Origin of the sequence: Comamonas sp. NyZ500, from assembly GCF_016772095.1 — a bacterium.
Classification (GTDB): domain Bacteria; phylum Pseudomonadota; class Gammaproteobacteria; order Burkholderiales; family Burkholderiaceae_C; genus Comamonas; species Comamonas thiooxydans.
Genome location: NZ_JAEIJE010000006.1, coordinates 32,055 through 52,444 on the forward strand (window position 1 = coordinate 32,055; position 20,390 = coordinate 52,444).

Annotated in this window: 18 protein-coding genes; 12 read left to right on the forward strand and 6 right to left on the reverse strand. The window is 62.9% G+C overall.

Features of this window, described 5'->3' with window-relative positions; translation table 11 throughout:
- Nucleotides 1–31 precede the first annotated feature (31 nt).
- The 3 genes from recA (at nt 32) to JAO85_RS11245 (ending at nt 2,607) form a co-directional block, all read left to right on the forward strand.
- The gene (recA, locus tag JAO85_RS11235; protein WP_003072158.1) at nt 32–1,141 is read left to right on the forward strand and encodes a recombinase RecA; all 1,110 of its coding nucleotides are present in this window, start codon (nt 32–34) and stop codon (nt 1,139–1,141) included.
- A 192-nt stretch (nt 1,142–1,333) separates the two neighbouring features.
- A complete protein-coding gene (recX, locus tag JAO85_RS11240) occupies nt 1,334–1,810 on the forward strand; it encodes a recombination regulator RecX (RefSeq protein WP_034351075.1) in 477 nt (158 codons plus the stop codon).
- 62 nt (nt 1,811–1,872) lie between these two features.
- A complete protein-coding gene (locus tag JAO85_RS11245) occupies nt 1,873–2,607 on the forward strand; it encodes a hypothetical protein (RefSeq protein ID WP_039050366.1) in 735 nt (244 codons plus the stop codon).
- Between the two features lie 24 nt (nt 2,608–2,631).
- Here the strand turns inward: JAO85_RS11245 and yddG are convergent, their stop codons facing one another.
- The 3 genes from yddG to argC form a co-directional block, all read right to left on the reverse strand.
- Nucleotides 2,632–3,546 carry an aromatic amino acid DMT transporter YddG gene (gene yddG / locus JAO85_RS11250; RefSeq protein ID WP_012840365.1) on the reverse strand — a complete coding sequence of 305 codons (915 nt, stop codon included), beginning with the start codon at nt 3,544–3,546 and terminating at the stop codon, nt 2,632–2,634.
- Between the two features lie 280 nt (nt 3,547–3,826).
- Nucleotides 3,827–5,170: an MFS transporter gene (locus JAO85_RS11255; RefSeq protein WP_003064745.1), complete on the reverse strand. Its 1,344-nt coding sequence runs from the start codon at nt 5,168–5,170 to the stop codon at nt 3,827–3,829.
- Between the two features lie 342 nt (nt 5,171–5,512).
- Complete coding sequence (gene argC / locus JAO85_RS11260; protein ID WP_039050365.1) at nt 5,513–6,445, reverse strand: N-acetyl-gamma-glutamyl-phosphate reductase; 933 nt, start codon at nt 6,443–6,445, stop codon at nt 5,513–5,515.
- A 784-nt stretch (nt 6,446–7,229) separates the two neighbouring features.
- Here argC and sucC point away from each other — a divergent pair.
- The 6 genes from sucC to JAO85_RS11290 all read left to right on the forward strand — a co-directional run bounded on the left by sucC (nt 7,230) and on the right by JAO85_RS11290 (nt 11,824).
- Nucleotides 7,230–8,390 (forward strand): ADP-forming succinate--CoA ligase subunit beta, encoded by a 1,161-nt coding sequence (gene sucC / locus JAO85_RS11265; protein WP_003064741.1) that lies wholly within the window; start codon nt 7,230–7,232, stop codon nt 8,388–8,390.
- Nucleotides 8,391–8,410: 20 nt separating this feature from the next.
- Entirely contained in the window at nt 8,411–9,310 is a 900-nt protein-coding gene (sucD, locus tag JAO85_RS11270) for a succinate--CoA ligase subunit alpha (protein WP_003064739.1), read from the forward strand.
- 146 nt (nt 9,311–9,456) lie between these two features.
- Nucleotides 9,457–10,149: a TerC family protein gene (locus JAO85_RS11275; protein WP_003064737.1), complete on the forward strand. Its 693-nt coding sequence runs from the start codon at nt 9,457–9,459 to the stop codon at nt 10,147–10,149.
- 141 nt (nt 10,150–10,290) lie between these two features.
- The gene (locus tag JAO85_RS11280; RefSeq protein WP_039050364.1) at nt 10,291–10,728 is read left to right on the forward strand and encodes a MerR family transcriptional regulator; all 438 of its coding nucleotides are present in this window, start codon (nt 10,291–10,293) and stop codon (nt 10,726–10,728) included.
- Nucleotides 10,725–11,165: a PaaI family thioesterase gene (locus tag JAO85_RS11285; RefSeq protein ID WP_202788099.1), complete on the forward strand. Its 441-nt coding sequence runs from the start codon at nt 10,725–10,727 to the stop codon at nt 11,163–11,165. Before JAO85_RS11280 ends, JAO85_RS11285 begins: the two co-directional genes overlap by 4 nt.
- Nucleotides 11,166–11,254: 89 nt before the next feature.
- Nucleotides 11,255–11,824 (forward strand): dihydrofolate reductase family protein, encoded by a 570-nt coding sequence (locus JAO85_RS11290; protein ID WP_003064723.1) that lies wholly within the window; start codon nt 11,255–11,257, stop codon nt 11,822–11,824.
- Here JAO85_RS11290 and JAO85_RS11295 read toward each other — a convergent pair.
- Nucleotides 11,821–12,705 carry a DMT family transporter gene (locus JAO85_RS11295; protein WP_003064721.1) on the reverse strand — a complete coding sequence of 295 codons (885 nt, stop codon included), beginning with the start codon at nt 12,703–12,705 and terminating at the stop codon, nt 11,821–11,823. The two genes, JAO85_RS11290 and JAO85_RS11295, sit on opposite strands and share 4 nt — an antisense overlap.
- Before the next feature lie 209 nt (nt 12,706–12,914).
- Between JAO85_RS11295 and pyrF the strand changes: the two genes are divergently transcribed.
- The 3 genes from pyrF (at nt 12,915) to JAO85_RS11310 (ending at nt 15,859) form a co-directional block, all read left to right on the forward strand.
- Entirely contained in the window at nt 12,915–13,742 is an 828-nt protein-coding gene (pyrF, locus tag JAO85_RS11300) for an orotidine-5'-phosphate decarboxylase (protein WP_003064718.1), read from the forward strand.
- Nucleotides 13,743–13,761: 19 nt separating this feature from the next.
- Entirely contained in the window at nt 13,762–14,670 is a 909-nt protein-coding gene (locus JAO85_RS11305; protein ID WP_054074265.1) for a LysR family transcriptional regulator, read from the forward strand.
- Nucleotides 14,671–14,875: 205 nt separating this feature from the next.
- Nucleotides 14,876–15,859, forward strand: a complete 984-nt coding sequence (locus JAO85_RS11310; protein ID WP_003064714.1) for a tripartite tricarboxylate transporter substrate binding protein — start codon at nt 14,876–14,878, stop codon at nt 15,857–15,859.
- 199 nt (nt 15,860–16,058) lie between these two features.
- On the opposite strand, the gene JAO85_RS11315 is transcribed toward JAO85_RS11310, so the two are convergent.
- Both JAO85_RS11315 and uvrA read right to left on the reverse strand, forming a co-directional pair.
- Nucleotides 16,059–17,231, reverse strand: coding sequence for an FAD-binding oxidoreductase (locus tag JAO85_RS11315; protein ID WP_202788100.1), 1,173 nt, complete (start codon nt 17,229–17,231; stop codon nt 16,059–16,061).
- 54 nt (nt 17,232–17,285) lie between these two features.
- The gene (gene uvrA, locus JAO85_RS11320; protein WP_057094119.1) at nt 17,286–20,354 is read right to left on the reverse strand and encodes an excinuclease ABC subunit UvrA; all 3,069 of its coding nucleotides are present in this window, start codon (nt 20,352–20,354) and stop codon (nt 17,286–17,288) included.
- Nucleotides 20,355–20,390 lie beyond the last annotated feature (36 nt).

The window sequence follows — 20,390 nt, forward strand, 5'->3', positions numbered from 1 at the left end:
AGACAGTCATTCACCTACTTCGGAGCCTGATATGAACGCCATCGCCAAGACCAACGACGCCAACAGCGAAAAAGCCAAAGCCCTGGCTGCAGCCCTGGCCCAGATCGAAAAGCAGTTCGGCAAGGGCACCATCATGAAGCTCGGTGAAGGTGAAGCCATCGAAGACATTCAGGTCGTTTCCACCGGCTCCCTGGGTCTGGACATCGCGCTGGGCGTAGGTGGTCTGCCCCGTGGCCGTGTGATCGAAATCTACGGTCCCGAATCCTCGGGCAAGACCACGCTGACGCTGCAGGTCATTGCCGAGATGCAAAAGCAGGGCGGCACCTGCGCCTTTATCGACGCCGAACATGCGCTGGACACCAGCTATGCCCAGAAGCTGGGCGTGAACCTCAGCGACGTGCTGATCAGCCAGCCCGATACCGGTGAGCAGGCTCTGGAAATCTGCGACAGCCTGGTGCGCTCGGGTGCCGTGGACCTGATCGTCATCGACTCGGTGGCCGCATTGACGCCCAAGGCCGAAATCGAAGGCGAGATGGGCGACGCCCTGCCCGGCCTGCAGGCCCGTCTGATGAGCCAGGCCCTGCGCAAGCTGACGGCCACCATCAAGAAGACCAACTGCATGGTCATCTTCATCAACCAGATCCGCATGAAGATCGGCGTGATGTTCGGCTCGCCCGAGACCACCACCGGCGGCAATGCGCTGAAGTTCTATGCCTCCGTGCGTCTGGATATCCGCCGCACCGGCACCATCAAGAAGGGCGACGAGGCCATCGGCAACGAAACCAAGGTCAAGGTCGTGAAGAACAAGGTCTCGCCCCCCTTCAAGACGGCAGAGTTCGACATCCTGTTTGGCGAAGGCATCAGCCGCGAAGGCGAGATTCTGGACATGGGCGTGAACGCCAAGATTCTGGAAAAGAGCGGTGCCTGGTATGCCTACAACGGCGAAAAAATCGGCCAGGGCCGCGACAACTCGCGTGAATTCCTGCGCGAGAACCCCGCGCTGGCCATTGAGATCGAAAACAAGGTTCGCGAGAGCCTGGGCATCAAGCTGCTGCCCGTGGACGGTGCTGCGGCTGCCGAGGCCAAGCCTGCCAAGGGCGGCAAGGGCAAGGTGGACAAGGACGGCGTGATTGAAGGTTGATTCAGTCACCCTGAGGCGCCATGCGCCATGCGCCTTTCGCGAAAGGGGACTACATCCTCGCTGCGGGTGCGGCCCCTGCTTGATGTCCCTGGCTTGGTGAGCGCCAGTGTTTGAGTGCGGGCCTCATGGCTCAAAAGGTTTGCCATCTTTGCGCAGGTTCGTCCTGCGCCTTTTTGTTTCTGGAGATGCGTCGTGAGCTTTGCCAAACTTTCACTCAAGGGCCGCGCCCTGAAGCTGCTGGCGCAGCGCGAGCATTCGCGGCTGGAGCTGCAGCGCAAGCTGGCCGCCCATGTGGAGGAGGGCGACGATCTAAATGCCGTGCTCGACGAGCTGGAGCAGCGGGGCTTCATCAGCGTGGAGCGCGTGGTCGAGTCTGTCTTGCGCAGCAAGGCCGGCCGTTATGGCGCAGCGCGTCTGGTGCATGATCTGCGCAGCAAAGGGCTTGATGATGAGACTGTGCGCCAGGCGGGCGAGCAGCTGCGCGGCAGCGAGCTGCAGCGTGCGCGCGAGCTGTGGTGCAAGCGTTTTGGCAGTGTGCCCGTCGACCTCAAGGAAAAGGCCAGGCAGCTGCGCTTTCTGGCTTCGCGCGGCTTTTCGTCCAGCGTGGCTTCACGCGTGCTGCGCGATGCCCCATACTCCCCTGCACCCGACAGCGAGGACGAGGACTGAGGCGGCAGCCCGCTCCCCGCCCGCCTGCGGCGGCAACAGCTTCTCACACCGGAGGGACCCACGTGCTGACTGCTTCGCAACCCCCTGACGCCCCATCCGCCCTGCGCGTGGGCCTGAGTGCCGGCAAATCGCTGCTGGGCGGCCTGATGCTGGGTACCTTGCTGGCCCTGGTGCTGGGCTGCGGCGCGGCCGTGTTCTATTTTTCGCGCCTGATGGCCGATCCTGGTCAGGGCATTCATGCCTCGGCCCATACCGGCATCTACGGCGCCGTGATCAGCCTGCTGATGTCGCCGCCGCTGCTGGTGGCCGTGGTGCTGATCTTCATCATTCCCGCCTACCTCATGGTCGGTCTGCAGCTGGGCCGCGCCCGGGCGGCAGGCAAGCTGGTGGCGCGTTACGGCCAGGGCCTGGCCGAGCGCCTGGCGGCCATGCTGGCACAGCGCATCGAGGCCCTGCCTAGCGCTCACCAGGCCATGCACAAGGCGGCCGATCTGCTCACCGTGGGCGCAGCGATGGAGCATCTGCAGCCCTGGGTGGGCAACGGGCGCGCTGTGCAGTTCGTGGTGCGCAGCGTGCTCAATCGCCTGCCGTTGTCCGATCTGCTTGAGGAATGGGGACGCACGCGTGCCCAGTGGGGCAGCGAAGGCGGCAAGGACGACCCGGCGCTGCGCGTCTTTCTGGGCGCTCGCATCGAGGAGATGCTGCAGGGCCTGACCGAGCCGCCCTGGACGCTGTTGTGGATTTTGCTGGCCGGACATGCCGTCGTGCTCGGCCTGGGCATCTGGCTGACTGCCTGAGCGCCCGGCCGACCTGGCGCCGGCTCAATGTCGGTGGCTGCGCGTCGCCCACCAGCAGACCAGCGAACCCAGCGTGACCAGTGCCACGCCTTGCCAGAAGCTCCAGCCCGGCAGCACTTGCAGCAGTGCGCTGGCCATCAGCGCCGAGAGCACGGGTGTGAAATAGGACGCCGCGGCCAGCAGGGCCAGCTTGCCATGCTGGATGCCGTGCTCCCAGCAGCTGTAGCCCAGTGCCGTGAGCGCCCCGACCAGCAAGACCTGGCCGGCGGTGAGCCAGGTCCAGAGCATGGGTTGTGACTCGCCCAGCATCAGCCACTTGAGCCACAGTGCGATGGCAGTCCAGGTCACGAACAGACCCACGGCATTGAAGCCTGAGCCATAGCGGCGCGCCAGCAGCGAGTAGGTCGGCCAGAGCAGGGCGGCCGCAAAACCCATGCCATAGGCCAGCGGGTTGCCCAGCACATGGCTCCACATGACCGGCAGGCTGAAGCTGTCGCCGCCCAGCACGCGCGCCAGACCCCACAGGCAGATCAGCACGCCTGGCCACAGCCACCAGCGAGCCGCCTGCTGGCCGCAGAGCACGGCCAGCACGATGGTGAGGCTGGGCCAGAGATAGTTGATGAGCCCGATTTCCATGGCCTGGCTGCGGTCGTGGGCCAGGCCCACGGCTACGGACAGGCAGATTTCATAGACCACAAACAGCAGGCCGCAGCCCCAGAGGTAGGCCGGGTGCATGCTGCGCCAGCGTGCCAGCTCGCGCCAGCCTTTGCGCCCGCGTGCTGCGGCAATGCAGATGGCGGCCATGGTGTAGAGGCAGGCCGCGCCGCCGACGGCGCCCAGCGGCTCGGCCACGGCGCGCATCAGACCCACGGTGCAGCTCCAGCAGAGTACGGCGATCAGGCCGATGGCCGTGGCCTTTTGCGCGGCGGCTGCGTTCATGCGCAGCCGTTCCTGCTCCTGAAGCAGGAGCTGTTAACGCTAGTCCTATCTGAGAAATTCAAAATAACTGCCATGTAAACCTTGTAGATGCTGCGCAGGCTGCTGCGAAATTGATGAATGCAGATATGAAAAAAGCCGCAGACCTGCGGCTTTGGAGGGTAAGGGCGAGGGCAGCGCTATGCGCGGCCCGGCACTCTGCCGTTGACGGTCATGCCGTGCATATTGTCATCGCTGTCGTGGAACTGCTTGCGCATATTGCATCTGGCCTGCGGCCTATGGGTCATGGATGCTGTTTGGCGACCCCGGCGCTGTCGCGCTTCACGAACAGCAGCACCAGAATGGCGGCACAGAACTCCACGGCAGCGATGATGAGCAGGCCTGGCGCATACGAGCCGCTGCTGGACTTGAGCAGACCCAGCAACTGCGGCGAGAAGTAACCGGCCAGATTGGCTGCAGAGTTGATGACCGCCAGGCCCACGACCAGGGCAGTGGCCGAGAGGAAGCGGTTGGGAATCTGCCAGTACACGGGGATGGAGCCCATGGTGCCCAGCGATGACAGAGCCAGAGACGCGACGACGCCGGTCACATTGCCCTGCTGCAGGAACAAGGCCGTCAGCACCAGCCCGACAGCGCCCATGGCAGCGGCAATCGCCGTGTGCCAGCGCACTTCCTTTTTGCGATCGGACAGCCAGCCGTTGCCCACCATGCCTATCCAGCCACAGGCGTAGATCAGGGACATGACCCAGCCCAAGGTCTTGAGGTCGGTGATGCCCACGGATTTGACGATGCTGGGTCCGTAGAACACCAGCGTGGAGTTGCCGGCCACGATGCAGAAGAAGATCAGGATCAGCATCAGCACGCGAGGGTTGCGCATGGAGGCCCAGAAGCTGTGCTCGCGTTGGCCCAAAGAGGCTTCCTCGGCCTTGAGCTCTTCGGCTACATGCTGTTTTTCACGGGCGCTGAGCCAGGGAGCCTTGGCCGGTGTGTCGCTGAGCAGAAAGTAGGCAGCAATGCCCGCGAGAACGGACGGAATGCCTTCGATGATGAACAGCCATTGCCAGCCCGCATGATTGGCCACGCCGTGGAAGGTTTCCATCAGATAGGCGGCAATCGGGCTGCCCAGCATCAGCGACAGGGCCGACGCCGAGACAAAGAACGCCAGGGCCTTGCCGCGGCGGTGCGCCGGCAACCAGTAGGTCAGATAGAGAATCACGCCGGGCTGCAGGCCGGCTTCGAAAGCACCCATCAAGAAGCGCAGCACATAGAACTGCAAAGGCGTCTGCACCCAGGCCATGAGGATGCCGGTCACGCCCCAGCCTATGGTGATGCGCATGATGGTCTTCTTGGCACCGAACTTGTGCAACAGCAGATTGCTGGGGACTTCAAAGAAGAAATAGCCGATGAAGAAGATGCCGGCCCCTGCGCCATAGACGGCGTCGGACCATTGCAGGTCGCTCATCATGGTCAGCTTGGCAAAGCCGACGTTGACACGGTCTACCCAGGCCAGAAACCAGATCAGGGTGAGAAACGGAATCAGCCGCCAGATGATGCGGCCAAAGGTGATGTCGCGCTCCTGCACGGTGCTGACATCGCTGCGCGCAGCAGAGACGGGAATGGAAGACATGGTTTCCTCGCTTTCGTACAACAGTGGGACTGAGAACGGCTACGAGAGCAGGGGTAGCAGCTCCGCGCATCCACTGCTGCCTGCGCGGATGCCGCCGCGCCGGGGTCAGGCGCGGCAGGCATCACAAGGCCGGGAAAGGCTCTGGCAGGTACAGCTCAGATGGGGCGACTATAGAAGTGGCTTGCGCAAAGCACAGCCGGTGCTTTTCCGTCTGGACAAAACAAGAAATTTAAATTTCAAAATAATGAGAATATGAAAAATTAATTTCTTCTACGATTTTTGCCAGGACGTGGAAAGCAAAAAACGGCCACCAGGGCCGTTTTTTCGGGAGCAGGGCAGGGCTTACAGACCCAGCATGATCTGCAGGTTTTGCACGGCAGCGCCGCTGGCACCCTTGCCCAGATTGTCCAGGCGGGCAATCAGCACGGCCTGGCGGTATTGCTCGTTGGCAAATACGCGCAACTCCAGCTTGTTGGTATTGGCCAGGGTGTCGGCGGCCAGCTTGTTGTCGTCCGTGGGCGGCAACACGCTGACCCAGTTGGCGCTGGTGTTGGTCTGGGCGTAATGGCTGGCCAGGGCGTCGTGCAGGTCGGCGGCCTTGGGTGCGCCGGGCAGCAGATCCAGGTGCAGCGGCAGCTGCACCAGCATGCCCTGGGCAAAGTTGCTCACGGCGGGGATGAACACGGGGCGGCGGGTCATGCCGGTGTAGTGCAGGATTTCGGGAATGTGCTTGTGCGACAGGCCCAGCGCGTAGGCCTCGTAAGGGGCGGCATCGCCGCCTTCATAGGCTTCGATCATGGTGCGGCCGCCGCCGGTGTAGCCGGACACGGAGGGCAGGCTCACAGGGTAGTCGGCGGGAATCAGGCCTGCAGCCACCAGCGGCGCCAGCAGGGCGATGGCGCCCGTGGCGTAGCAGCCGGGGTTGGATACGCGGGTGGCGCTCTTTACGGCGTCAAGCTGCCCGGCGCGCAGTTCGGGGAAGCCATAGACCCAGCCTGCGGCCGTGCGGTGCGCGGTGGAGGCGTCGATGATCTTGATGGCGCGGCCGGTTTCTGCGGTGATGGAGTCCACCATGGCTGCTGTTTCGCGGGCTGCATCGTCGTGCAGGCAGAGGATGACCAGATCCACACCGGCAATCAGAGAGCGTTTGGCGGCCGGGTCCTTGCGCAGTGCGGGGTCGATGCTGACCAGTTCCACACCTGCGAAATCGACCAGACGATCACGGATCTGCAGACCCGTGGTTCCTGCTTCTCCGTCAATAAAGACTTTTGCCATTGCATTTTCTCCTGCACCGGCGCGCGCATTTCTTGGTTTACATGCCGCTGCCTGCGGCACCATTGCCGCTTTCCGAACGGTGATTGTCCTTGAATCTCGTCAGGGATGTGCACTGCCTGTCTTTGAGAACGTGGTTGAGCTCTCATCGCGCCGCGACAGAGGCTTTGCGGGATGGGATGCTAGGGGGCGGCCCCCCGCGCGCGATACCGCAGCAATAGCTGTGCTATTGCGAGGATTCGCGCGGCCGGCGAGGCAACGCCGCAGACTGCCCCTGACCGGGCGTCCGCAAAGCCCCTGTCCCGGAGGGTTGGAGCGAAATCGGACGATTTCTGCACTCTGTCTCTTGCTTGCACCCCGGTGCAAGCGGCGAGCCATCGCTTCGAACTCATCCCGATTGCGCTCCAACGCGGCTGCGTAGAGATCGCAATCACGTTCTGAGCCAAGTCTCGCGCGAATGGCCCAGTAGACGCTGCAGCTATTCGCAGTTGTCAGCACATTGCCAGCCGCTGCCTTAATGTCCTTGACTCGTATATAAGACATAAGAAAGTTGCGGGAAGAAAAGATATCGTGTAGGAATAATTTCCCTAAAGAATTCAAGGCATTGCAGCTGTTTCTGGAACACGACAAAGTTGCGCGAAATTGTGGATTTTGCGCATGTTCAGGTGTCGTTTTGCGCGGTGCAGCATGGTACATTCCTGCTCGCCATGTCATATGAACCCGATGGCCAGGCTCCCCCGAGTCGGTGGCAAGCGGGTATTTCCCCTCAGTTCAGAGAGACAAAGTCATGAAGATTCATGAATACCAAGGCAAGGAAATCTTGCGCCAATTTGGTGTGCCCGTTCCCCGTGGCATTCCTGCGTTTACCGTGCAAGAGGCTGTTGAAGCAGCCCAGAAGCTGGGTGGACCCGTGTGGGTGGTGAAGGCCCAGATCCACGCTGGTGGCCGCGGCAAGGGCGGCGGCGTGAAGGTTGCCAAGTCCATCGAGGACGTGCAAAAACTGTCCGAGCAGATTCTGGGCATGCAGCTGGTGACTCACCAGACCGGCCCCGAAGGTCAGAAGGTTCGCCGCCTGTACATCGAAGACGGCGCCGACATCAAGAACGAGCTGTATGTGTCGCTGGTGACCGACCGCGCCACACAGAAGGTTGCCCTGATCGCTTCCAGCGAAGGCGGCATGGACATCGAGGAAGTGGCTCACTCCACTCCCGAAAAGATCATCACCGAGATGATCGACCCCCTGACCGGCATCACCGAAGCGCAATCGCGCAAGGTGGCAGCTGCCATCGGTCTGGAAGGCAAGTCCGTGGATCAGGCCGTGGATCTGTTCGCCAAGATCTACAAGTGCTACATGGACACCGACGCGTCGCTGGTGGAAATCAACCCCCTGAACTGCGACTCCAAGGGCGACCTGATGGCCCTGGACGCCAAGTTCAACTTTGATCCCAACGCTCTGTTCCGTCACCCCGAAATCGTGGCTTTCCGCGATCTGGACGAAGAAGACGCTGCCGAAATCGAAGCCTCCAAGTTCGATCTGGCCTACATCTCCCTGGACGGCAACATCGGCTGCCTGGTGAACGGCGCCGGTCTGGCCATGGCCACCATGGACACCATCAAGCTGTTCGGCGGCGAACCAGCCAACTTCCTGGACGTGGGCGGCGGCGCTACGGCCGAGAAGGTGACCGAAGCCTTCAAGATCATGCTCAAGAACCCCGAAGTCAAGGGCATTCTGGTCAATATCTTCGGCGGCATCATGAAGTGCGACACCATCGCCACCGGCGTGGTCACTGCCTGCAAGGCCGTGAACCTGTCCGTGCCTCTGGTCGTGCGCATGAAGGGCACCAACGAAGAACTGGGCAAGCAAATCCTCAAGGATTCCGGCCTGCCCATCATCGCTGCCGACACCATGGCTGAAGCAGCGACCAAGATCGTTGCTGCCGTTAAGTAATACGCCCCGGAGATAGAAACATGTCGATCTTTATCAACAAAGACACCAAGGTCATCACCCAGGGCATTACTGGCAAGACCGGCCAGTTCCACACTGAAAAGTGCCAGGAATACGCGAACGGCAAGAACTGCTTCGTGGCAGGCGTGAACCCCAAGAAGGCTGGCGAAAAGATTTTCGACATCCCAATCTTTGGTTCCGTCAAGGACGCTGCCAAGGAAACCGGCGCTACCGTGTCCGTGATCTACGTGCCTCCCGCAGGTGCTGCTGCTGCCATCTGGGAAGCTGTTGAAGCCGACCTGGACCTGGCCATCTGCATCACCGAAGGCATCCCCGTGCGCGACATGCTGGAAGTGCGCAACAAGATGAAGGCCAAGGAAGCTGCCGGCGGCAAGAAGACTCTGCTGCTGGGCCCCAACTGCCCCGGTCTGATCACGCCTGACGAAATCAAGATCGGCATCATGCCCGGTCACATCCACAAGAAGGGCCGCGTGGGCGTGGTGTCCCGTTCCGGCACGCTGACTTACGAAGCCGTGGCTCAGCTGACCGAACTGGGCATTGGCCAGTCCTCCGCCGTCGGTATCGGTGGCGACCCCATCAACGGTCTGAAGCACATCGACGTGATGCGCGCTTTCAACGACGATCCCGACACCGATGCCGTGATCATGATCGGTGAAATCGGCGGTCCCGACGAAGCCGAAGCTGCCCAGTGGTGCAAGGCCAACATGAAGAAGCCTATCGTGGGCTTCATCGCCGGCGTGACTGCGCCTCCCGGCAAGCGCATGGGCCACGCAGGTGCCCTGATCTCCGGCGGTGCCGACACGGCTGACGCCAAGCTGGCCATCATGGAAGAGTGCGGCTTCACCATCACCCGCAACCCTTCCGAAATGGGTCGCCTGCTGCAAGGCCTGCTGAAGAAGTAAGCCCGTGCAAAAGTTCGTGATACCGCGTTGAATTTACGCAGTATTACGAACTGGCTAAGATGGGCTTAGCGCCCTACACTGCCTCCACTCTTAAAAGAAAGCGCCGCGCAATGCGGCGCTTTCATATTCAAAACAGTGGAGTCAACATGGAAATGCTCAATAGCGCCGATTTCTGGATCGGCCTGGTGAAGATCATCTGGATCAACATCATTCTCTCCGGCGACAACGCCGTGGTCATCGCACTGGCCGCGCGCTCTCTTCCCCCTGAACAGCAAAAGAAGGCCATCATGTTCGGCTCCGGCGCCGCCGTGGTGCTGCGTATCGTGCTGACCGTGGTGGCTGCCAAGCTGCTGGAACTCTCCTTCCTGCAGGTTGTGGGCGGTTGCCTGCTGCTGTGGATCGGCTATCAGCTGCTGACTGGCGACGAAGACGGCGAGGGCGAATCCAAGGGCCATGGCTCCATGATGACCGCCATCCGCACCATCCTGATTGCCGACCTGGTGATGAGCCTGGACAACGTGATTGCCGTGGCCGCGACCGCCCAGGGCAATATGGTGCTGCTGATCCTGGGCCTTGCCATTTCCATTCCCCTGGTGATTTTCGGCTCCACGCTGATGATCAAGCTCATGGAACGCTTCCCCGTCATCGTCACGCTGGGCGCGGCGCTGATCGGCTGGGTGGGCGGCGAGACCATCGTCAACGACAATCTGCTGCATGGCTACACCATGGCTCACCCCTGGCTGCACTATGTCGCTGCTGCAGCGGGTGCCGTGCTGGTGGTCGGACTGGGCAAGTTCATGCAGGCACGCTCTGCAAAGAAGGAAGTCGCTGTGGCCTGATCGCCCCGGAAGTCTTTCCCCAAAAAACGCACTGTGGATTCACAGTGCGTTTTTTTATGGCCGCAGTGCGGATGACAAACTGTGTGAACATCTGGTGGACACCAACCTTCGTGTAACCCCAGGCTTGTTAGCCTTGTCGCCATGCAGATATCGGAACTTGCCAGCCTGTCGGGTGTGTCCGTACACGCCATTCGCCACTATGAGAGTCTGGGCCTGATTGCCGCCAGCCGGCGTCCTTCCGGCTATCGCGAGTTCGATGACAGCGTGATCCGCGAGCTGCGATTCATCGCCATGTCGCGGCAATGTGGCTTCTCTCTTGCGCAGATTGCCGAGGTATTGCCGGCCTACCGCTGCAAGTCCCTGACGGCCAGCCAGATCGTCTGCAGGCTTGAGGAGCGCATTGCCGAGATCGATGCCGAAATCGCCAAGCGCAGCGCTCTGCGTCAGCACCTGGTTTCCCATGTGGAATGGTTTCGTCTGCGCGAGCAGCGGCCAGCCTCGAAACCGGGATTTCCTCGCGTCTCTGCGCGAGGCGGCAATGATGCCGGTCCATCCGGCAGGAGGGGGAGCAAGTCATGACACCGCAGAACGAACACTTTGCCCGAGACATCAGGGCGCTGGTGCTGTCCATGCCAGTGGCGCAGATGCTGCAACTGCGCTTTGAGCGCATAGAGCCCGGCGAGGTCGATCTCTGCCTGCCCTATCAGGACAGTCTGAGTTTCAGGCCCGGCCAGTTGCAGGCAACGCCGGTCTTTGCCATCGCAGACTTTGCTGCCGTATCGGCGGCAGGGACGCTGCTGCCACCGGGCTGGATCAATGCCACCGTGGACTGCAGCATCAAATACCTGGCGGCGGCCAATGGCACGAGCCTGCTGGCCCGTGGCCGCGTCATCCAGGCCAGCAAGCTGCTGACGGTTGCCAGGGCGGATGTGTTTTCCTGCCGCGAAGGCCAGGAGCTGCTGTGCGCCACCATGCTGGCCACGGCGCGGAATCTGGCTCCCGCACCCCAGGACTGACTTTTGGACGCAGCGCCCGAGGTTTTTTGTCCTGACGACAGGTTTGTAGCGGTCAGAGCCTGTGCCGCCAGGGCAAACTACGCTCCATCATGAAGACCCAGTACTACACCGCTTCCAGCCTGGATGGCTTTCTTGCCACCGAAGACGACTCTCTGGACTGGCTGTTTCCGTTGGGCAGCCTGACGCAGTCCAGCTATCCGGGCTTTATTGCCCAGGTCGGTGCGCTGGCCATGGGCTCGTCCACCTATGAGTGGATGGTCCGCAACGCCGATGCGGTGAAGAAGGAGAGCGGCGCGGCCTGGCCTTATGCACAGCCTGCCTGGGTTTTCTCCAGCCGTCAGCTGCCGTTGATAGAGGGAGCCGATGTACGCTTTGTCAGCGGCGATGTGCGGCCCGTGCTGGCAAGTATGAGGGCTGCAGCCGGCGACAAGAACATCTGGATCGTGGGTGGCGGAGATCTGGCGGGACAGTTCCATGACGCGGGCCTGCTCGATGAAGTCATCGTGCAGATTGGCTCGGCCACTCTGGGCCGTGGCAAGCCTTTGTTGCCGCGCCGCCTGCTGAGTCCCGTGCTGCAGCTGCAGTCCGTGCAGCAGATGGGCCCGGGAATGGCCGAGCTGCGCTACACCGTGTGCAAGACGCAGCCGCCCGCGAATTAACGGCTGCTTCTGGCAGGCCAGAGCACCGAAGCAATCGCCACCACCATCAGGCAGACAGCAGTCCAGTCCTGCCAGTGCAAGACCTCGCCCAGCCACCAGGCGCCCACGAACACGCCCAGCACCGGAATCATCATCACGCTCAGCGTGGAGGCCACGGGCGGCAGGCTGCGGGCCAGATAGAACCACACGGCCTGGGCGAAGCCCAGCACCAGCACACCATTGAAAGCGATGGCAGCCAGAGCGCTCTGGTCGGGCATATGCCATTGCTGGCGCTCGAAAACAAAGGCCAGCACAGTCAGCACCACGGTGGTGATGGCCACCATCCACAGCGACAGCGTCATCAGCGGCACCGGCGCCTCGGTGCGGCGCAGCAGCTGCGTGCCCCAGGCCCAGCCGGCCGCGGCGATCAGCATCAGCATCACGCCCAGGGGCTTGCTGCCCAGAGCGCCAACTTCATGCCACAGCAGCAGCAGCACGCCGGCAAAGGCCGCTCCCACGCCGGCCCAGGCGCGTGCGCCCAGCCGGTCCTTGAAGAACAGGCTGCCGAACACGGCCGAGAAGATGGGCATGGTGTAGCCCAGAATCGCCGCGCGCCCGCTGGACAGCGTGGGGATGGCAATGATGATCAGGCAGTGCCAGAGCACCATGTTGAACAGCGTGAGCTTGGCCAGCTGGCCCCAGTAGCTGCGCGGTATGGTCAGCGGCAAGCGCTGGCTGGTCACAAACAGGGCCAGAATCGGCAGGCCTATCCACATGCTGACCATGCGAAAACTCAGCGGCGGGAAATGCTGTACGCCGAGCTTCATTACCGGCCAGTTCAGGCCCCAGACGATGGTGAGCAGGACGAGAAGAATGAGCTGTTTGGGCGTGAACGAAGGCATGGGTGTGGATTATCTCCCCCCGGGATGACTTTCTCCCCCTGTGGCGCTTCGCGCCTTCCCCCTCACTCGCTTCGCGGGAGGGGGACGACACCGTCGGTGCGCGGCGGCGCTTCCTCGGTGTCACTGAGTTGGTGTGTGCGTCTGCTTTGCGGCTTGGCGCAAGACCTGTAGCGGGGCTTGGAAGGGTCGAGCAATTAAAATCACGCTTTATGACTTTTATCGACATGCTGCGCGACGCGTCCACGCGCAATGACTCCATGCTGTGCGTGGGTCTGGACCCCGAACCCAGCCGCTTTCCCGGTGCCATGAAGGGCGATGCGTCCAAGATCTACGACTTCTGTGCAGCCATCGTCGATGCCACCCATGATCTGGTCAACAGCTTCAAGCCCCAGATCGCCTACTTTGCCGCCCACCGTGCCGAAGACCAGCTCGAAAAGCTGATGGAGCACATGCGCCGAGTGGCACCCCATGTGCCCGTGATTCTGGATGCCAAGCGCGGCGATATCGGCTCCACCGCCGAGCAATACGCCAAGGAAGCCTTCGAGCGCTATGGCGCCGATGCCGTGACGCTCTCTCCCTTCATGGGTTTCGACTCCATCACGCCCTATCTCAAGTACGAGGGCAAGGGGGCTTTTTTGCTGTGCCGCACCTCCAACCCCGGCGGTGACGATCTGCAGGCCCAGGTCCTGGCCGATGTGCCTGGCAACCCCCATATGTTCGAGCATGTGGCCAAGCTGGCCCAGGGCCCCTGGAACACCAACGGCCAGCTGGGCCTGGTGGTGGGTGCAACCCGTCCCAACGAGATCGAGCGCGTGCGTGCCGTGGCTCCCACCTTGCCGCTGCTGATTCCCGGCGTGGGTGCACAGGGAGGCGATGCCGTGGCGACCGTCAAGGCGGCCCGCATTGGCGGTGGACCCATCATCATCAACTCCTCGCGCGCCATTCTGTACGCAGGGCAGGGCGATGACTTTGCCAAGGCTGCACGCGAAGCCGCCATCGCCACGCGCGCCACGCTGCAGGCTGCAGCCCAGAGCTGAGTCAGGGTAGGCTCTGGCCATGCAAAGCAAATGGCTGGAAGACTTTCTGCTTCTGGCTCAGGAGCGCAGCTTCACCCGTGCGGCAGAGCTGCGCCATGTCACCCATCCCGCCTTCGGCCGGCGCATTCGTGCGCTGGAGGCATGGGCTGGAACGCCGCTGATCGAAGCGGGCGGCGGGCCGGTTCGCCTCACCCCGGCCGGTGAAGCCTTTCGCGACACCGCCGAGCAGATGGTGCGCACCCTGGCCCAGTCGCATGACGAGCTGCAGGCCGTGGCCGGTCGGCAGGCCCATGTGATCACGCTGGCCACGGGGCGTACCCTGGCGCGCACCATCGTGGCCGACTGGCTGGCGCGCTACGGCAGCGTGCTGCAGACGGCGGAGATGCGCATCGTTACCCGCACACTCGACGAAACCGTGCACATGCTGCAGCGCGGCGAGGTCAGCTTTGCCCTGCTCTATCACCATGCGGCCATTGCCGTGCGACTGGATGGCCGTCAGTTCAGCTATCTGACGGTGATGAGCGACAAGCTGGTGCCCGTGGCGCGGGCCGATGCCGAAGGCAAGCCCTTGTTTGCACTGGCGCAGGCCCTGCTGCCCGGTGCCAGCCCCGTGCCCTATCTGGCTTTCTCGCACAGCATGGCGCTGGGGCGGCTGGCCGAAGATCATCTGGCCAGCCATCCGCTGTGGTCGCGTCTGCGCCGCTGCATCGAATGCGATTCGGCGGATGCCAATTACGAGTACGTGCTAAAGGGTCTGGGCGTGGCCTGGATGCCCTGGTCCATGGTGCAGCGCGACTGCCAGGACGGCCGTCTGGCGCTGGCCGGGGACGGCAGCCTGGACGTGCATTTCGATGTGCGGCTTTATCGGCCCAAACGCCGCTTGAGCACCGCTGCGGAGCAGTTCTGGACCGATATCACTGGCCAGTAAATGAGCGGTCACTCCTTTTTTGCCTGCGGCCAGACTTGAGGCTGGAAAAACAACAGCGGGTATCGGGCTCTTTGCGGCATTGCTCCCCCTCTATTTGCTCAAAAACGCGTTGATGTGCTGAAATGGCACGGAAATGTGCCAGATCGGCACTAAAAGGTTTTCTCCGTATTCGGACAATTGCCTCATACAGATTCGGAATAGTTTCATGCAGAACACAAACATCCTCCGCCGTACCGCCATCGCTGCGGGCCTGCTGCTGGGCGCTGCCGTGGCAGTGCCTGCCATCGCCGCCGACAACTATCCCAGCAAGGCCATCACCATGGTCGTGGGCTACCCGGCCGGTGGCAGCACCGACCTGGTCGGTCGTCTGGTGGCCGACGGCCTGGCCAAGCAGCTGGGCCAGCCCGTGGTGGTGGAAAACCTGGGCGGTGCCGGTGGCGCCATCGGTGCGCAGAAGGTGGCCAAGGCCCCAGCCGACGGTTACACCATCATGGTGGGCGCCAACAATGAGCTGGCCATCGCCAGGCTTATCAACAAGGCGGTGAAGTACAACATTGGCGACTTCACTCCCATCGGCCTGGTGGGTTCCCAGCCCATGGTGCTGGTCGCATCGCACAAGGCCGGCGTGAAGAACGCGGCCGAGTTCGTGAGCCTGGTGTCCAAGAACCCCGACAAGTTCAGCTACGGCAGCTCCGGCGTGGGCACGGCGCTGCACCTGGCCGGCGAGCTGGTCAAGGAGCAGGGCAAGCTGCAGATGACCCATGTGCCTTACAAGGGCGTGGCACCGCTGACCACCGACCTGGTGGGCAACAACATCGAGTTCGGCGTGTTCGTGCTGTCCTCGGGCCTGCCCCATATCAAGGCCGGCAAGGTCGTGGCCCTGGGTACGACCGAAGCCAAGCGCTCGGCCATCACCCCCGATATTCCTGCCCTGTCCGAGCTGCCCCAGTTCAAGAACGTGGACATCAACAGCTGGTTTGCGCTGATGGCTCCCAAGGGCCTGCCCGCTCCCATCGCCGCCAAGCTGAAGAAGGCGCTGGAAGAAACCATGGCTTCGCCCGAGTTCCGCAAGAAGATGGAGGAGACCGGCAACGTGGTGGCCGATCCCAAGGTGGATGCCGGCAAGTACATCAACACCGAGATTGCCAAGTACTCGAAGATTGTTCAGTTCGCCAAGATCGAGAACTGATAGTGGCACCGCCTGGGTGGTCTGAGACTGCCTGAGGTTCTGAACGGCTTGTGTCTTTTGGGGCGCAAGCCGTTTTTGTTTCTTGGCTGATTTGAGGGCAGAGGGCGGGCCGAGCCCTCCCTCTGAGTGCCAATCAAGCAAGCCGTAATAATCGAATCAAATCGGCATCAAGCGCAGGCCCACAAAGCGCAACCAGATCTCAATTCTGAGTCGCCAGCTGACAACGCGCAGGTGACACCGCCCCCACATTCACCTTCTGCGCGGCGAGCGCCGCATCCAGCGTCTCCCCGAGCAGCAGATTGCGCGCCAGCAGGCTGTAGCCGGCGGCGCTCTGGATGCCATAGCCGCCCTGGGCGGCAACCCAGAAAAAGCCCGGCACGGGCGTGGGCGAGGCATCCCAGCCTATCACCAGCTCGCCATCGGCGACAAAGCTGCGCAGGCCGGCCCAGGTATGCGAGGGGCGGCGGATTTGCAGCGTGGTGGCCTCCTCTATGTGATAGATGCCGGTGGCAATGTCCAGCTCTTCGGGCACCACATCGTGCGGAGCCACGGGGTCTGCATTGGCGGGCGAGCCCAGCAACTGGCCGGCGTCGGGCTTGATGTACCAGTTTTCATCGGCGCTGATGATGGCGGGCCAGTGCGTGGCATCCATGCCTTCGGGGGCCGGGAAGGTGAAGGCGCTGCGGCGCTTGGGCGTGATGCCGATGGGCGCCGCGCCCACCATGGCGGCCACGACATCCACCCAGGCCCCGGCGGCGTTGACGATGACCTTGGCACGAAGGCAGCGGCCTTGGGGCAGGGCAATGTGCCAGAAGTCGTTGACCCGGGTGATGGCCTGGACCTCGGCGTTGCACCACAGATCGCCGCCGCGCTGGCGCAGGCCGCGGATATAGCCCTGGTGCAGGCCGTGCACATCGATGTCGCGTGCGCCGGTGTCCAGAAAGCCGTCCACCAAGACCTCGGTGTCGAGCACGGGAACCAGGGTCTTGAGTTGCTCGGCGCTCAGGCGCCGGGCCTCGGGGGAGTGGATGGTGGCTTCGGCGTAGGCGGCGTCGACCAGATCCTTTTGCTCGGCCGTGCCCACATAGAGCACGCCGCGCGGCGTGAGGATGGGGGCTTCGGCAAAACCGGCCGGTGGCGCATCGTAGAAGGCGCGGCTGGCGCGGGTCAGGGCCTGCACCTGGGCGGGCCCGTAATGCTCTTCAAACAGCGCGGCCGAGCGGCCGGTGGTGTGATAGCCGGGCTGGGATTCGCGCTCCAGCACCAGCACGGAAGGCGGAGTATCGCCACCCGACTGCGCCAACTGCCAGGCGGCAGATGCACCGGCCATGCCCGCGCCCACGATGACGAAATCCCAGACATCTTTCTGCATTGCTTCTCTCCTCGGTGTCGCCGGCCATGGCCCTGCATGGCCGGCTGTGTTTGGTCAATCCTGGCTTGTGGCCGACTTGGCTCTGGATTTGGCAGGAGCCTTGTCCAGATAGGGCTTGAGGTAGCGGCCCGTCACGCTGGCCGGGTTGGCCGCGACTTCCTCTGGCGTGCCCTGAGCCACGACCTGGCCGCCGCCCGAGCCACCCTCGGGGCCCATGTCGATCAGCCAGTCTGCGGTCTTGATGACGTCGAGGTTGTGCTCGATCACGACGATGGTGTTGCCCGCATCGCGCAGCTGGTGCAGCACCTTCAGAAGCAGGGCGATGTCGGCAAAGTGCAGCCCCGTGGTGGGCTCGTCGAGGATGTAGAGCGTGCGGCCGGTGTCGCGCTTGGACAGCTCCTGTGCGAGCTTGACGCGCTGGGCCTCGCCACCCGACAGCGTGGTCGCGCTCTGGCCCAGGCGGATATAGGACAGACCCACGTCCAGCAGGGTCTGCAGCTTGCGCGCAATGCTGGGCACGTCCTTGAAGAAGGCATGAGCGTCTTCGACCGTCATCTCCAGAATCTGCGAGATGTTCCGGCCCTTCCACTGCACTTCCAGTGTTTCGCGGTTGTAGCGCTGGCCGTGGCAGATGTCGCAGGGCACGTAGACATCGGGCAGAAAATGCATCTCCACCTTGACCACGCCGTCGCCCTGGCAGGCTTCGCAGCGGCCGCCCGAGACATTGAACGAGAAGCGCCCGGGGCCGTAGCCGCGTTCCTTGGCGGTATTGGTTTCGGCCATCAGCTCGCGGATGGGCGTGAACAGGCCGGTATAGGTGGCCGGGTTGCTGCGCGGCGTGCGGCCGATGGGCGACTGGTCGACGTTGATGACCTTGTCGAAATAGTCGATGCCCGCGATATCGTCATGCGCAGCCGGCTCGGTGCCTGCACGGTGTACCTGGCGTGCCACTTCGGCATACAGCGTGTCGTTGACCAGGGTGGATTTGCCCGAGCCCGAGACGCCGGTCACGCAGGTGAACAGACCGACGGGGAAGTCCACCGTCACATTCCTGAGGTTGTTGCCGCGCGCGCCTTGCACGGTCAGCGCCTGAAGGTCGGTGCGCGCCTTGCTCGCAGATTCCCGCTTTTTGGCGGCCGTGACCGGAAAGCGCGATGTGCTTTGGCTGGTTTCGGCTTCACTGTCCTTGCGCAGCACGGGCAGCCAGGCGGTGCGCTGTCTGGGCACGGGAATGCTTTGCACGCCGCTCAGGTAGCGGCCCGTGGGCGAATCGGGGCTGGCCTTGATGTCTTCATAGCTGCCCTGGGCCATGATGCGACCGCCATGCACGCCGGCGCCCGGGCCCATGTCGATGATCTGGTCGGCTGCGCGCATCATGTCTTCGTCATGCTCGACCACGATCACGCTGTTGCCGATATCGCGCAGGTGCTCCAGCGTGGCAATCAGCTTGTCGTTGTCGCGCTGGTGCAGGCCGATGGAGGGCTCGTCCAGCACATACATCACGCCCGTCAGGCCCGAGCCGATCTGGGACGCCAGGCGAATGCGCTGGGCCTCGCCGCCCGAGAGCGTGTCGGCGCTGCGGTCCAGGCTCAGGTAGGACAGGCCCACATCGTTGAGGAAGAGCAGGCGCGAGGCGATCTCGCGCACGATCTTGTCGGCAATTTCGGCCTTGGCCCCGGCCATGCTCAGCTGCTTGAACCAGCCCAGCGCATCGGCCAGCGTGGCATGGCTGACCTCATAGATGGAGCGGGCCTGCTCGCCATCGCCCACGCGCACAAAGCGCGCTTCGCGGCGCAGGCGCGTGCCTTCACATTCGGGGCATTTGCGAATGCTGCGCAGCTTGGCCAGATCGTCGCGCACGACCTGGGATTCGGTCTCGCGAAAGCGGCGCTGAATATTGGGGATGATGCCTTCGAACGGGTGCGACTTGATAAAGGCTTCGCCCTTGCGTTCGCCGCTCTCGAAAACATAGTTGAACTCCATGGACTCGTCGCCCGAGCCAAAGAGAATCACGTCGCGCACCTTCTCGGGCAGCTCCTCGAACGCCGTCTCGGTGCTCACGCCATAGTGCTTGGCCACGCTCTCCAGCATGGAGAAGTAGTAGTTGTTGCGCTTGTCCCAGCCCTTGATGGCGCCGCTGGCCAGACTCAGCGACGGGAAGGGCACGACGCGGTCGGGGTCGAAGGCTTCGCTGTTGCCCAGGCCGTCGCACGCCTGGCAGGCTCCCATGGGGGAGTTGAAGGAAAACAGGCGCGGCTCCAGCTCGGGCAGGGAGTAGTCGCAGAGCGGACAGGCGAACTTGGCGCTGAACAGATGCTCCTTGCCGCCGTCCATCTCCAGCGCGATGACGCGGCCGCCGGCATCGGCACCGCCGGCGCGCAAGGCCGCCTCAAAGCTCTCGGCCAGGCGCTGCTTGATGTCTTCGCGCACCTTGACGCGGTCTATCACCACATCGATGTTGTGGCGCTCGTTCTTCTCCAGCTTGGGCAGGGACTGGGCATCGTAGATCTGCCCGTCTACACGAAAGCGCACATAGCCCTGGGCCTGGAGCTGCACGAAAAGCTCGGCGAACTCGCCCTTTTTCTCGCGCGCCAGGGGGCCGAGGATCATCAGCTTGGTGTCTTCGGGAAGCTGCAGCACGCTGTCCACCATCTGGCTGATGGTCTGGGCCTGCAGCGGTAGATTGTGGTCGGGGCAGAACGGTGTACCGGCGCGGGCGTAGAGCAGGCGCAGATAGTCGTTGATCTCGGTCACCGTGCCCACGGTGGAGCGCGGGTTGTGGCTGGTGGCCTTTTGCTCGATGGAAATGGCGGGGGACAGGCCCTCGATCAGATCGACATCGGGTTTGTCCAGGCGGCCCAGAAACTGGCGTGCATAGGCCGAGAGACTCTCCACGTAACGGCGCTGGCCTTCGGCGTACAAGGTATCGAAGGCCAGGCTGGACTTGCCCGAGCCCGACAGGCCGGTGATCACAACCAGCTGGTTGCGAGGGATGTCCAGGTCGATGTTCTTGAGGTTGTGCGTGCGTGCGCCGCGAATGGCGATACGTGTCTGCGCCAGAGAACGGCCCAGATAGAGGCTGTCATCATGGACTTCAGAGGGCGAATCAGGCTTCAGGGACACGGGCGCTCCAGACGGGGAAAACTCTCCATGATAGTC